Source organism: Azohydromonas lata NBRC 102462 (assembly GCF_001571085.1).
Classification (GTDB): domain Bacteria; phylum Pseudomonadota; class Gammaproteobacteria; order Burkholderiales; family Burkholderiaceae_C; genus Azohydromonas; species Azohydromonas lata.
Map to the genome: position 1 here is coordinate 1 of NZ_BCTC01000069.1, position 12929 is coordinate 12929.

The 12929-nt window shown below is 66.8% G+C and carries 10 protein-coding genes; 7 read left to right on the forward strand and 3 right to left on the reverse strand.

Annotated features, from left to right (window positions below; translation table 11 throughout):
* Nucleotides 1-414 precede the first annotated feature (414 nt).
* A complete protein-coding gene (locus tag ALA01S_RS20695; RefSeq protein ID WP_066340414.1) occupies nucleotides 415-1560 on the forward strand; it encodes a branched-chain amino acid ABC transporter substrate-binding protein in 1146 nt (381 codons plus the stop codon).
* A 78-nt stretch (nucleotides 1561-1638) separates the two neighbouring features.
* Here ALA01S_RS20695 and ALA01S_RS20700 read toward each other — a convergent pair whose 3' ends face one another.
* A complete protein-coding gene (locus ALA01S_RS20700) occupies nucleotides 1639-2394 on the reverse strand; it encodes an SDR family NAD(P)-dependent oxidoreductase (protein ID WP_066340416.1) in 756 nt (251 codons plus the stop codon).
* Nucleotides 2395-2490: 96 nt separating this feature from the next.
* Between ALA01S_RS20700 and ALA01S_RS20705 the strand changes: the two genes are divergently transcribed.
* Both ALA01S_RS20705 and ALA01S_RS20710 read left to right on the forward strand, forming a co-directional pair.
* Nucleotides 2491-3453 carry a LysR family transcriptional regulator gene (locus tag ALA01S_RS20705; RefSeq protein ID WP_066340417.1) on the forward strand — a complete coding sequence of 321 codons (963 nt, stop codon included), beginning with the start codon at nucleotides 2491-2493 and terminating at the stop codon, nucleotides 3451-3453.
* Between the two features lie 190 nt (nucleotides 3454-3643).
* Nucleotides 3644-4777: a trypsin-like serine peptidase gene (locus ALA01S_RS20710; protein ID WP_066340420.1), complete on the forward strand. Its 1134-nt coding sequence runs from the start codon at nucleotides 3644-3646 to the stop codon at nucleotides 4775-4777.
* Between the two features lie 84 nt (nucleotides 4778-4861).
* Here ALA01S_RS20710 and ALA01S_RS20715 read toward each other — a convergent pair whose 3' ends face one another.
* Nucleotides 4862-5896, reverse strand: coding sequence for an AraC family transcriptional regulator (locus ALA01S_RS20715; RefSeq protein WP_066340422.1), 1035 nt, complete (start codon nucleotides 5894-5896; stop codon nucleotides 4862-4864).
* Between the two features lie 289 nt (nucleotides 5897-6185).
* On the opposite strand from ALA01S_RS20715, the gene ALA01S_RS20720 reads away from it, so the two are divergent.
* From ALA01S_RS20720 to ALA01S_RS20735, 4 genes are all read left to right on the forward strand, one after another.
* Nucleotides 6186-6953: a 3-hydroxyacyl-CoA dehydrogenase gene (locus tag ALA01S_RS20720; protein ID WP_066340424.1), complete on the forward strand. Its 768-nt coding sequence runs from the start codon at nucleotides 6186-6188 to the stop codon at nucleotides 6951-6953.
* 30 nt (nucleotides 6954-6983) lie between these two features.
* Nucleotides 6984-8120 (forward strand): acyl-CoA dehydrogenase, encoded by a 1137-nt coding sequence (locus ALA01S_RS20725; RefSeq protein ID WP_066340426.1) that lies wholly within the window; start codon nucleotides 6984-6986, stop codon nucleotides 8118-8120.
* A 52-nt stretch (nucleotides 8121-8172) separates the two neighbouring features.
* Entirely contained in the window at nucleotides 8173-9468 is a 1296-nt protein-coding gene (locus ALA01S_RS20730; RefSeq protein WP_066340429.1) for an acetyl-CoA hydrolase/transferase family protein, read from the forward strand.
* 96 nt (nucleotides 9469-9564) lie between these two features.
* Nucleotides 9565-10773: an acetyl-CoA C-acyltransferase gene (locus ALA01S_RS20735; RefSeq protein ID WP_066340431.1), complete on the forward strand. Its 1209-nt coding sequence runs from the start codon at nucleotides 9565-9567 to the stop codon at nucleotides 10771-10773.
* Between the two features lie 57 nt (nucleotides 10774-10830).
* On the opposite strand, the gene ALA01S_RS20740 is transcribed toward ALA01S_RS20735, so the two are convergent.
* Nucleotides 10831-12354 carry a GGDEF domain-containing protein gene (locus ALA01S_RS20740; RefSeq protein WP_169805971.1) on the reverse strand — a complete coding sequence of 508 codons (1524 nt, stop codon included), beginning with the start codon at nucleotides 12352-12354 and terminating at the stop codon, nucleotides 10831-10833.
* Nucleotides 12355-12929: the final 575 nt, after the last annotated feature.

Below are 12929 nucleotides of genomic sequence, written 5' to 3' on the forward strand. Positions count from 1 at the left end.
CCTGGGTCACGCCGGAAGGCGGCGGCGGGCCCAACTACACAGGGATGTGACCGGGGGATGATCGCAGGCGGACCCTGTTTGCAAGGGCCGCCGGCCCGCCAGGGCGTTGAGCGAAGTGGGGTGGGGACCTGTGTGTGCACCGCGTGTCCACCATGCCGTTGTCACCTGCCCGGGGGCCCTGCCGGCACTGATTCGCCTGCCGTATGCCGCATTCAACACCAGGCAGGCCGACCGGCAGCGTTCAGTCGGCTTCTTGAAAGCTGCTGCCAATTACCATTGCCGGCGTAGCGAATCAGTCGGCTTGGGCCTGGCCTGCCACAGCGAGCCTCCAAGCCGTCCGGCTCGGTGCGCTGTCCGGGGAGCCGGCCCGCGGGCTCGTCCGGTACTGATGGCTCCACAACAGCAAGCCCTTCGATGAAGCAGTTTCCACTTGGCGTCCGGCAAAGCGTTTTCGCGTTCCTGGCCACGATGCTGGCTTGCGCAGCATCGGCGGCGCATGCGCAGGACGTTGTGAAGATCGGCCTCAGCAGCCCGCTGTCGGGTTCGCAATCCGCCTATGGCGCGGACAACCGCGACGGGCTGCTGCTGGCGGTGAAGGAAATCAACGCCAAAGGCATCCAGGTCGGTGGCCGGCAGGTGAGCCTGCAGGTCGTCGCCGAGGACGACGCGGGCGATCCGCGGCAAGGCGTGTCGGTGGCGCAGAAGCTGGCGGACGCCAAGGTCGGATTCGTCGTCGGCCCGTACAACTCCGGCGTCGCCATCCCGGCAAGCCGTGTCTACAACGACGCCGGCATGGTGGTGTTGACGGTGGGCGCCAATCCCAAGCTCACCGAGTTGGGCCACCCGCGCCTGTTCCGCATAGGCGGCAACGACAAGCAGGTGGGCGCGGCCATGGCCATCTACGCGGCCAGGGAGCTGAAAGCCAAGCAGGTCGCCGTGGTGGACGACCGCACGGCGTATGGGCAAGGGCTGGCGGCCGAGTTCATGGCCGAGGCCAGGCGTCAGGGGCTGAGCATCGTCAGGCAGGAATTCACCACCGACAAGGCTACAGACTTCACGGCCATCTTGACCGCCGTCCGTGCCGCCAAGCCCGATGTCATCGTCTTCGGCGGCTTTTCCTTGCAGGCCGGCCCCATGCTGCGCCAAATGGTTTCGCTGGGCATCCATGCCAAGCTCCTGGGCGGCGACGCCATTTGCGATACGGAAACCAGCCGGCTCAGCGCCGGGTTGGCCGATGGCAGGACGCTTTGCATGCAAGCCCGCCTGATTCTCGACAAGACGGAAGCCGGGCGTATTTTCGCCGCCAAATACAAGGCCACTTACCAGCGCGACCCTTTGACCTACGCCGCGAATTTCTACGATGGCGCCATGCTGCTCGCCGATGCCATGCAAAAGGCCAACTCCACCGATCCAGGAAAGGTGGCGGAGCAAATTGCCAAAGGTACTTATAAAGGTGTCGTGGGAGAGTATTCATTCACCGATGGCCACGACATGAAGACCTTGCCGGTGACGGTGTATGGATTCAAAGGCGGACAACTTCAGCCTCTGGTGTCTTTTTGATCAGATATTCATCTGATTTCCAAACAGACAATTGCGTGGTTATTTCGGCCGCCGCAAAGGCGGCGGCGTGATCGGCGTTTACAGGAACATGCCGCCTGAGGCTTCCACCCGCTGCCCGTTGATCCAGCCCGTGTCGTCGGAGAGCAGTGCCGCCACCGCGGCACCGATGTCTGCGGGCAGGCCCACCCGGCCCAGCGCCGTCTGCGTCGCGAGCTGCTGGTTCATGGCCGCGTTGTCACGCACCACGCCGCCGCCGAAATCGGTCTCGATGGCACCCGGTGCCAGCGTGTTGACGCGGATGCGCCGGGCTCCGAGCTCCTTGGCCTGGTAGCGCGTGAGCACCTCGACGGCACCCTTCATCGCGGCGTAGGCGGCATAGCCGGGGACCGTGAAGCGCGCCAGGCCGCTGGAGACGTTGAGGATTCGCCCGCCGTCGGCCAGCAAGGGCAACAGCGCCTGGGTGAGAAAGAAGGACCCCTTGAAGTGGATGCGCACCAGCTCGTCGAACTGCGCCTCGCTGGTCTGTGCGAACGGCGCATGGATGCCGACACCGGCGTTGTTCACCAGAAAGTCCAGTTGCGGCGCGTTCCAGCGGACGAGCTGTTCGCGCACGGCCTGCACGAAGGCCGGAAAGGCGGCGCTGTCGCCCACGTCCAGTTGCAAGGCCGCGCCGCGCACGCCGGCCGCTTCGATGGCGGCCACGGCGGCGTCGGCTTCGTCGCGCCGGCTTCGGTACGTGACAAGCACGTCGATGCCGCGCATGGCCAGGTGTTCGGCGGCGCTGCGGCCCAAGCCCCGGCTTGCGCCTGTGATGAGTGCGATCTTGTTGGCCATGTAGGGCTCCGTTCAGGAAAGGGTGGAAGACGCCGTCGAGCTTATTGGTTCAGTAAAAACGGATAAACATGGGCTGTCTGGCTAGACTGTGCAGCCATGACGAACAATTCAGAGCCACTGCCGCTGGACGTGGTGCAGGTCTTCATGCGTGTGGCGGAGTCGGCCAGCTTCACCAGGGCGGCCGAGTTGATGGGCATGCCGCGCACCAGCGTGTCGGCGGCCGTGCAGCGGCTGGAGGCGCTGCTGGGCGCCCGGCTGTTGCACCGGACCACCCGGCGCGTCCAGCTCACGCCGGATGGCGAGGCCTTCGCGCAGCGTGCCCGCGAGTTGCTGGCCGATGCCGAGGAGCTGCGCCAACTGTTCCAGTACGGACCGGCGGCGCTGCAGGGACGATTGCGCGTGGACATGCCCGTCGGCATGGCGCGCAATCTCGTGCTGCCGCGGCTGCCGCAGTTCCTGCAGGCGCATCCCGCGCTGCAGATCGAGCTCAGCAGCACCGACCGCCGCGTGGACCTGGTGGGCGAGGGCTTCGACTGCGTGTTGCGCGTTGGGCCGCTGACCGACTCCAGCCTGTTGGCACGGCCACTCGGGCGGCTGCCGCTGATCAATTGCGCCAGCCCGGCCTACGTCCGTGCCTTCGGCCTGCCGCAGTCGCTGCACGACCTGGCCGCACACCGGCTCATCCATTACCTGCCGGGACTGGGTGCCCGCTCACCCGGTTTCGAATACCTGGACGAGAGCGGGCAAACGCGTCTCGTGCCCATGGCCGGTGCGCTGACCGTCAACAACTCCGAGGCCTACCTGCACGGCTGTCTGGCAGGGCTGGGCATCATCCAGGCGCCGGAGCCGGCGATGCGGCCCTGGATGGATCGCGGTGAGCTCGTCGAGGTGCTGCCGGACTTCCGGCCCGCGCCCATGCCCGTGTCGCTGCTCTACGCGCACCGGCGCCTGCCGCGCCGGGTGCAGGCGTTCATGGACTGGCTGCAGGACATCATGGCTCCGTACCTTGCGTCCGGCACGGCCGCGCCCGGTGCGTTCAGCGCCACGGCACCCGGCTGAACGTCCGACGGCCCTTGTTGACACCGGGGCGGCATTGCCAACGGGCCGCCATGCCGCCGGCCGCGCTTGTCGCCACGAAGAGCCTGTGCCCCTGCATCAACTGCCTCAAATTTCTTTGAACCGTTGCCCGGCGCGCCGCTACTCAGCCATGCCCGCCACCCAACCGTTCACATAAAGGCATTGACGCATCATGAAGTACGCCTCCCTGTTTGCCCTGACCGCCACCGGCCTGGCCGCTTTCGCACTCCAGCCCGCGCAGGCCCAGTCGGTGTCCACCACGCCGGGTACGGCCGCGATGGCTGCCGCCGGGTTCAGTGACCTGGAGCTCGTCGGCGCCCGCTCGCCCATGCCCAAGGTGAAGTTCCTTCCGGCCTCGGCCTTCGACTACAACGCTGCCTCGGTCGAAGCCAGCTCGCGCGGCGTGCAGGCCGACCGGCCCGGCAAGCGTCCGGTGGCCAATGCGGCCATGCTGCTCCAGCGGCGCGAGCTCAGCGCCGCGGCCTTGGCCACTGCGCCCATGGCCGAAACCGCCGTGCCCGAAGCCGTGGGCACGGGTGGCATCCAGTTCACCTCCACGCGGACCTACCCGCGCCAGCAGGACCGCGCCTATCCCAGCAGCACCGTGGGCAAGCTGTACTTTCGCGACCAGACGGGCAACGCCTACATCTGCTCGGGCTCCATGATCAAGCCCGGCGTGGTGCTCACCGCCGGCCACTGCGTGCACAGCGGCAACGGCTCTTCGAGCGGCTGGTACAACAGCTTCACCTTCGTGCCCGGCTACAGCCGGGTAGGCACGACCGAGACGCGTCCCTTCGGAACCTGGAGCGGCTGGGCCAATGCCCGCACCTCCACCGCCTGGTTCAACAGCGGCGGCCAGGTGCCCAACGCGGGCGACTGGGCCTTGATCGTCTTCAACAAGGACAGCTCCGGCTGGCGCATCGGCGACTACACCGGTTACCTGGGCTACTTGTACCCGGCCCTGATCGGGCGCCACATGACGGTGCTGGGCTACCCGGCCAACCTTGACGGCGGCACGCAAATGCACCGCGTGGAAAGCATGGCCAACAACGCCGGCACCAACAACGGCACCTGGGGGTCCGACATGACCGGCGGCTCCAGTGGCGGTCCGGTGGTGCTGAACTTCCGCCAGGACTACACGGGCCTGTCGCCTTACACGCAGGACAACTACGCCAACCGGCTCACCAGCGTCGTGTCCTGGGGCTACACCAGCCCGAATCCGCAAGTCCAGGGCGGCGCCCAGTTCGACAGCAACTTCGGCGCCATGCTCAGCGCCACCTGCAGTGCCTACAGCTGGGCCTGCTGAAACGCGGCAAATCAACCGCATGCAAGCAGAAGAGGGCGGCCTGGAGAGGCCGCCCTCTTTCTTGAGGAGCATGCGCGGTCAACTTCATGGCAAAGTTTTCCGTACCGCCGTCTCGCTGCCGCGGCGGTAACTGCCCGGGCTGACGCCGGTCCACTTCTTGAAGGCGCGGTGGAACGCACTGGCGTCCTGGAAGCCCACCTGGGCGGCGATGTCCGTGACAGGCAGGGACGCATTGGCGAGCAGCTCAATGGCGATGTCGCGACGCAATTCGTCCTTCAAGCGCTGGTAGTTCAGGCCTTCGACCTGAAGGCGTCGTTGCAGGGTGGGACTGGACATGCACATCGTGCTGGCCAAGTCCTTCAATTCCGGCCAGGCCTCGGGCCTCAGCATTCGCAGGCGGCGCCTCACCATGCTGCTGATGCTGACGTCGTTGCGGTACTTCACCAGCACGTTGGCCGGCGCGTCGCGCAGGAACGCGCGCACGTTGGCCTCCGTTTCGACCACCTTCAACTCAAGAAGCGGGCGGGCAATGCGCACCTGCGTGACCGGTGCGTTGAAGATGGACGTTTCGCAAAACCGAACGCGGTAGTCGCCGGCATCGGCCGGCTCGGCACAGCGAAAGCTGGCTTCGAGCAAGGGAATGCGCTTGCGCACCAGCCAGCAGGCAAGCCCGTGCACGAGCATCAGCCACGTCGCGTAGGTGAACATGCGCCGTGGCGGGCCATGGTCGTGCAGCCTGATCCACGCATGCTCCCCCTCGCAGTGGAGCTCTCCACGGAGGTCATCCAGCACCACGCGCAAGAAGGACAACATGCGCTGCAGCGCGTGGCCCAGCGTCGTGCAGCCCAGCACGGCATGGCACATCAGGCGGTAGCTGCCACGGCGCATGGGGTGGCTGTCCATGCCGAAGAACTCGTCGTCCATGGCGTCCGCGAGCGCGGCCCACAAACGGGCATACGTGACGGCCGGCACGCGCGCCCTGGGGGCGCCCAGCAACCCTTCTTCAATGCCGGCCTGCCGCAGCATCGCCGCGGTATCCAGGTTCCTGGCCGTGGCGACCAACAGCGCCTCGTGCACCAAACCCATCGAGATGGTGCCTTTGTCGCGAGCGTCATTCATGGTTGCGTCTGGACCCAACGAGGGGCGGCAATTTTACCGGGCCGCTTTGGCAGGCCGCGCCCAACGCGCGCGGCTGCGGCGGCGGCGCGGCTTCCATTGGGGCTCCTGGCCCAGCGCCTGTGGGCCGGCACCCGCCGGCCCGGAGTGTCCGGACGCATCACGCACAAAGAGGTCTGCGGTCATCGGCAACCACCCCGCGCCTGCCTACGATGGCCGCGAGGTTCACGTCGCCACTGGCCGTGGACGTGCGGGATGAGATCGGTGGCGCAGCCACCCCAGGAGACAAGACATGCAAGTGAAGGACCGCAGTTTCATCGTCACGGGCAGCGGCTCGGGTCTGGGCGCCGCCACGGCTCGCCGCCTGGTGGCCGCCGGTGGGCGCGTGCTGCTTGTCGATCTGAACGCCGAGGCGGTCTCCGCCCTGGCCGGCGAACTCGGCGCGAATGCCCGCTTCGTTCAAGCCGACGTGTCGGACGCTGCCAGTGCGCAGGCCGCTGTGGCCGAATGCCGCAGCGCGTTCGGTCCAGTGCACGGGCTCGTCAACTGCGCCGGCGTGGCGCCGGCGGAGAAGGTGCTCGGCCGCGACGGCCCGCACAAGCTGGAGAGCTTTGCGCGCACGGTGCAGATCAACCTGGTGGGCACCTTCAACATGCTGCGCCTGGCGGCCGAGGCCATCGCGCAAAGCGCGCCCGGCCCGGACGGCGAGCGCGGCGTGATCATCAATACGGCCTCGGTGGCGGCCTTCGACGGCCAGATCGGTCAGGCCGGCTACGCCGCCTCCAAGGGCGGCGTGGTGGCGATGACGCTGCCCATCGCCCGCGAACTGGCGCGCCACGGCATCCGCGTGGTGACCATCGCGCCCGGGATCATGGAGACGCCCATGCTCAAGGGCATGCCCACCGAGGTGCAGGACGCCTTGGGAAAGACGGTGCCGTTCCCTTCGCGCATGGGCCAACCCGACGAGTTCGCGCGCCTGGTGCTGCACATCCTCGACAACGCCTACCTCAACGGCGAGGTGATCCGCCTGGACGGTGCCATCCGCATGGCATCCAAGTAAAAAGCTGAGGCAACCCCCGGAGAGCGCACCATGATCCCGACCCCCGAACAGGAAATGATCCGCGACGCCATGCGTACCTTTGCGCAGGAGCGCCTGGCCCCCTTCGCCGCCGAGTGGGATCGCGAGCACCGCTTCCCGCAGGAGGCGCTGCAGGAGCTCGCCGGCCTGGGTGCCATGGGCATGGTCGTGCCCGAGGAATGGGGCGGCGCCGGGCTGGACTACGTGTCGCTGGTGCTGGCGCTGGAGGAGATTGCCGCGGGCGACGGCGCCACCTCCACCATCGTGAGCGTGCAGAACTCGCTGGCCTGCGGCATCACGCTCAAGTACGGCACCGCGGAACAAAAGGACCGCTACCTGCGCCGCCTGGCCACGGGCGAGTGGCTCGGGGCCTTCTGCCTGACCGAGCCGCAGGCAGGCTCGGATGCGGCGGCGCTGCGCACCCGCGCCGTGCGCGACGGCGACCAGTGGGTGATCAACGGCACCAAGCAGTTCATCACCAGCGGCAAGCATGCGCAGGTGGCGATCGTGTTTGCCGTCACCGACAAGGCCGCGGGCAAGAAGGGCATTTCCTGCTTCCTGGTGCCCACGCAGACGCCCGGCTACATCGTTTCCCGCCTGGAGGAAAAGATGGGCCAGCATGCCTCGGACACGGCCACCATCACCTTCGAGGACTGCCGCATACCGGCCAACCACCTGCTGGGCAACGAGGGGGAGGGCTACAAGATCGCGCTGTCCAACCTGGAGGCCGGGCGCATTGGCATCGCCGCGCAATCGGTGGGCATGGCACGCGCAGCGCTGGACGCGGCCGTCAAGTACGCCAAGGAGCGCGTCGCATTCGACCGGCCCATCATCGAGCACCAGGCGGTGGCCTTTCGCCTGGCGGACATGGCCACGCAGATCGAGGCCGCGCGCCAACTGGTGCTGCACGCGGCCACGCTCAAGGACGCCGGGCAGCCCTGCTTGAAAGAGGCGTCCATGGCCAAGCTCTTCGCCTCGACCATGGCGGAGCGCGTGTGCTCCGACGCGATCCAGATCCACGGCGGTTACGGCTACGTCAGCGATTTCCCGGTCGAGCGCATCTACCGCGACGTGCGCGTGTGCCAGATCTACGAGGGCGCCTCCGACATCCAGCGCCTGGTCATCGCCCGCGCCGTTGCGGGCGCTTGAGCGACGCGACCGGCGCCACAGCTGCAAGAGCCAGATCAAGGGAGACCACCCCATGTCAGTCCGGGAGCAATACCGCCAGAAGCGCCGTTCGGCCTACGACGCGGTCGCGGAAGTGCATGACGGCGACGTGATCGTCGTGCCCACCGGGGTAGGCGAGCCCCCGGCCCTGTTGAATGCGCTCTCCGAGCGGCGCCGCGACTTCCACGACGTGTGCATCGCGCAGATCCTGCCGCTGGCGCCCTACGGCTATTTCGACCCTGAGACGGTGGGGCATGTGCGGCACCTGGGCTACTTCCTGGGCGGCGCCTCCCGCCCAGGGGCACAGCAGGGCTGGATAGACACGCTGGCCAGCAACTTCTCGGAGCTGCCGCAGCTGATTCGGCGCGGCCTCACCCCGGCCGACGTCGTTCTCAGCGTCGCCTCGACGATGGACGAGCACGGCTACTTCTCGCTGAGCCTGGGGACCGACTACACGATGGCCGCCATCGAGCGCGCCAAGGCCGTGGTGCTGGAGGTCAACCCCAACGTGCCCTTCGCCTGTGGCCATTGCCATGTGCACATCTCCCAGGTGGCGGCGGTGGTGGAGAACGATGTGCCGTTGCGTGAAGTCGGCCTGCCCACCATCGGGCCTGTGCAGGAAGCCATCGGCCGCTACGTCGCGGAGATGATCGAAGACGGCTCGACGCTGCAGGTCGGCTACGGCGCCATCCCCGACGCCGTGGTCATGCAGTTGCGGCACAAGCGCGACCTGGGCGTGCACACGGAAATGATGGGCGACGGACTGCTCTCGCTCATCGAATGCGGCGCCGTCACCAACCGGCGCAAGAACTACCTGCCCGGCAAGTCCATCGCCACCTTCGCACTGGGCTCGGCCAAGCTCTACCGCTACATGCACCGCAACCCGGGCTTCGAGATGCACCCGGTTGACTTCACCAACGATCCCTGGCTTGCCGGCCGCAACGACAAGCTCATCTCGGTCAATGCCACGCTGCAGATCGACCTTTTCGGCCAATGCGGCTCGGAATCGCTGGGGGCCACGCCGTACTCCGGCACGGGCGGGCAGTCGGACTTCGTGCGCGCCGCCAACCGGTCAGAAGGCGGAAAGTCCTTCATCGTTCTGCCTTCCACGGCCAAGGACGGAGCGGTCTCGCGCATCGTCCCGACGCTGGACGCCGGCACGGTGGTCACCACCAGCAAGAACGACGTCAACTACGTCGTGTCCGAATACGGCGTTGCCCAGTTGCGCGGCAAGTCCATGCGTGAGCGCGCCCGGGCGCTGATCGGCATCGCCCACCCCGACTTCCGGCCTGCGCTCGAAGAGCAGGCCGCACGGCTGCGGCTGGTCTGAGCCGGCCAGCCTGACTGCGGGGCCCGTGCACAGCGGGCCGCGCCACTCCCGCCAACCCCCTTTCGCGCCGATCGCAACCGGCGTGTGGAGCGACTCATGCCTCAAACTTCCATCTCCGACGATCCCATCGTCATCGTCAGTGCCGCCCGCACGCCGCTGGGCAGCTTGCAAGGCAGCTTCGCGTCGCTCGGCGCGCCGCAGTTGGGCGCACAGGCCATCCGTGCCGCCGTGGAGCGGGCCGGCCTGCCATCCGACGCCGTGGACGAGGTGCTGATGGGTTGCGTGCTGCCTGCCGGGCTGGGCCAGGCGCCGGCGCGCCAGGCCGCGCTGAACGCAGGCCTGCCCCTGTCGGCCGGCTGCTCCACCATCAGCAAGGTCTGCGGCTCAGGCATGAAGGCCACCATGCTGGCGCACGACCTGCTGCTGGCCGGAAGCCAGGAGGTGGTCGTGGCCGGTGGCATGGAATCGATGAGCAACGCGCCTTATCTGCTGCCCAAGGCGCGCTCAGGCCAGCGCCTGGGCCATGGCCAGATGCTGGACCACATGTTCTTCGACGGCCTGGAAGACCGCTATGGCGCGGCCACCAACGGCCGGCTGATGGGCACCTTCGCCGAGGACTGCGCACGCCACTTCAACTTCACGCGCGAGGAGCAGGATGCCTACGCCGCCGCCTCCACGCTGCGCGCGCAACAGGCCATCCGCGACGGCCTGTTCCACTGGGAAATCACGCCGGTGGCCGTGCCCGGGCGCGGCGGCGAGAAGCTGGTGTCGCAGGACGATGCGCCGCTGAACGTGCAACTGGAGAAAATCTCCACGCTCAAGCCCGCTTTTGCCAAGGATGGCACGGTGACCGCGGCCAACTCCAGCTCCATCTCCGACGGCGCGGCCGCCATGGTGTTGATGCGCCAATCGACCGCGCGCAAGCACACGCTGGCACCGCTGGCGGTCGTCCACGGCCATGCCACGCACGCGCAAGAACCGGCTTGGTTCACGACCGCGCCGGCGGGAGCGATCCGCAAGCTGCTCGCCAAGGTGGGCTGGCAAGTGGGCGACGTGGACCTGTGGGAGATCAACGAGGCATTTGCCGTTGTCACGATGGCGGCCATGCGCGAGCTGTCCCTGTCGCATGAGCAAGTCAACGTGCATGGCGGTGCTTGCGCGCTCGGCCACCCCATAGGCGCGTCGGGCGCGCGCATCGTCGTGACGCTGCTGGGCGCGCTGCGCCAGCGAGGCGCCAAGCGGGGCGTCGCCAGCCTGTGCATCGGCGGCGGCGAGGCGACGGCCTTGGCGATCGAGCTGGTCTGAGGAGGGGCGCGCCCACCCACCGGCCTGGCCCCTCAAAGCCCTATCGCCGGAAACCTCTTATGGCTGCTGCAACGAAGGCGCCGGGCATGAGCTGGCCTGGCGTGCAGCCTGGCCTCGGCGCTTGTGCTCGTACATGCGCCTGTCAGCGAGCTGCTGAATTTCATCGATGCCGCCAGCCTCGGTGAAGTCACCCGTCCCCCAGCTGGCGCCGGCATCGACGAAGCCTTTGCGGTGAAGCGCCTGCACGGCCGCCGCAATGGCCGCCTCCACCTCGGTGCGGTGGCCCGGCATGGAGAGCACGGCGAACTCGTCGCCGCCAAGCCGGTACAGGGTGGCGTGCGAGTCCAGCCGCTGCCCAAGCTCGGCGCCGAACTCGCGCAGCAGCCTGTCCCCTTGGGCATGGCCGTGCCGGTCGTTGTAGTGCTTGAGGCCGTCGAGGTCGATGGCCGTCAGGCTGGCCTGTGCAGGCAGCGCCTGCAGCGCTTCTTCGAAAGCATGGCGGTTGCGCAGTTCCGTCAGCGAATCGGTTTGAGCCAGCCGCAAATGCGCCTGTGCCGTGGCCAGCGCCTGCGCGGTCGTGCGCTGCAACTCGCCAAACTGGAAGGCCAGGACCAGGGACAGCAGCAGCACCTCAATGGTCACGGCCACCAGGCCTACATGCTCCACCACGATGGTGTTGAGATCGCCCATGCCGCCGAGCGTGATGGCCACGAATCCCGTGATGGCGAAGCCCACGTTGGCCAGGAGATAAGAGCGCGCCAGGCGGTCGCCGGCACGCGCGCGGCATATGCCCGCGGCCAGGCCATAAGCCAGGAACGCACCCACACCCGCGCGGCACAGCTCCATGGCCCAATTCGGCCGCCACACCGCGACACCGGCCATGCACGCCATGGTCAGCACGACGGCAATACCCAGCGCGTACAGGCGCGGTGCCGTGGCGCGCAGCCGCAGCAGCGCCATCACGAAGCCGACGTAGGCCATGTTGGACAGCAGGATGGGCGCGGTGTTGAGATAGAACCAGCGGATGCCTAGAAGCTCGTGTGCCACGCCCAGCCCGCTGGCGTTGTAGACCAAGTTGCCGGTTATAAACGCGGCGTACAGCCCTTCGGTCCAGCGCCGCCGCGCGCCGGCCAGGACCGCGTAGAACACGCCCAATCCAATGAACACCCCCAGTCCCGCCAGCGTCAGCGCATTGCCCGGTTTGATGGCCTGCCGGTAGTGGTCCAGCGTGTCGATGTACGGCTGCGGCGGCGTGATGAAATAGGGCGATTCCAACCGCGTAAGCAGCCGGTAGGTTCCCGGCGCGAGGTCGAACTCGCGGCCATGGCGCAGAAAAAACGGGTTGGGCTCGGCAGAAATCAGTCCGCCGCCGGCTTGGGCAACAACCCGGTCCTGTCCGTCCAGAAGCCGGTGCTCGAAGCGTCCCAGGACGGAGCCGTTTCGGAAATCAATGACGTAGCGGCCGCCCTGGGCAATCTCGAATCTGGCCGTGTGTTCGAACTTGCCGCCAGTGGTTGGCAGGCGTTCGATATTCAGGGCAGGGGTGTGGGAGAGATCTGTCCAACCGCCTTGCAGCGCCATGGGAAAGTCCTGCGACGCTTTGGCGCCGGGCGCCCACGCCAGCAAGCACAAACCCGCCGCAACCAACGCCATGGCACCGGCGCAAGACGCGAGGAGGGAAAACAGTGCGTTGACTCGCAGAAATGCCGAGCGCTGCATCGGACCGTCTGATGGAAAAAAGGCTTGAATTACAGCATGTGATGCGCTTGTCTATGTGACCACAACGTTACAAAATGACATTTTGCTGGTGCGGGAAAATTGGAAAAACGTAAAGCCGCACGGTAAATATCGAAATCTCTGAGTCGGCTGGTGTTTTGAGGGGAACCTTGATGAATATATTTGTGGCCAGTATTGTTTGATGGCTGCATGACCATGATTTGCCCGTTGGAGAAAAACTAATTTCAGTTTGCCAACGTGCCATGAAAATCAAGCAAATATCCAACGCTGTAATCGCCGGCCCTGAATACGCGCTGTTGGAACGAAAAGAAAATACGGTCTGAATCTGACGTGACGCCCCCGCCCTATGGAAGCCTTACCCGGCAACACATGGTCCGCCGGCCACCGTTCGTCAATCTGCGCGATGGCGGTTTCGACGC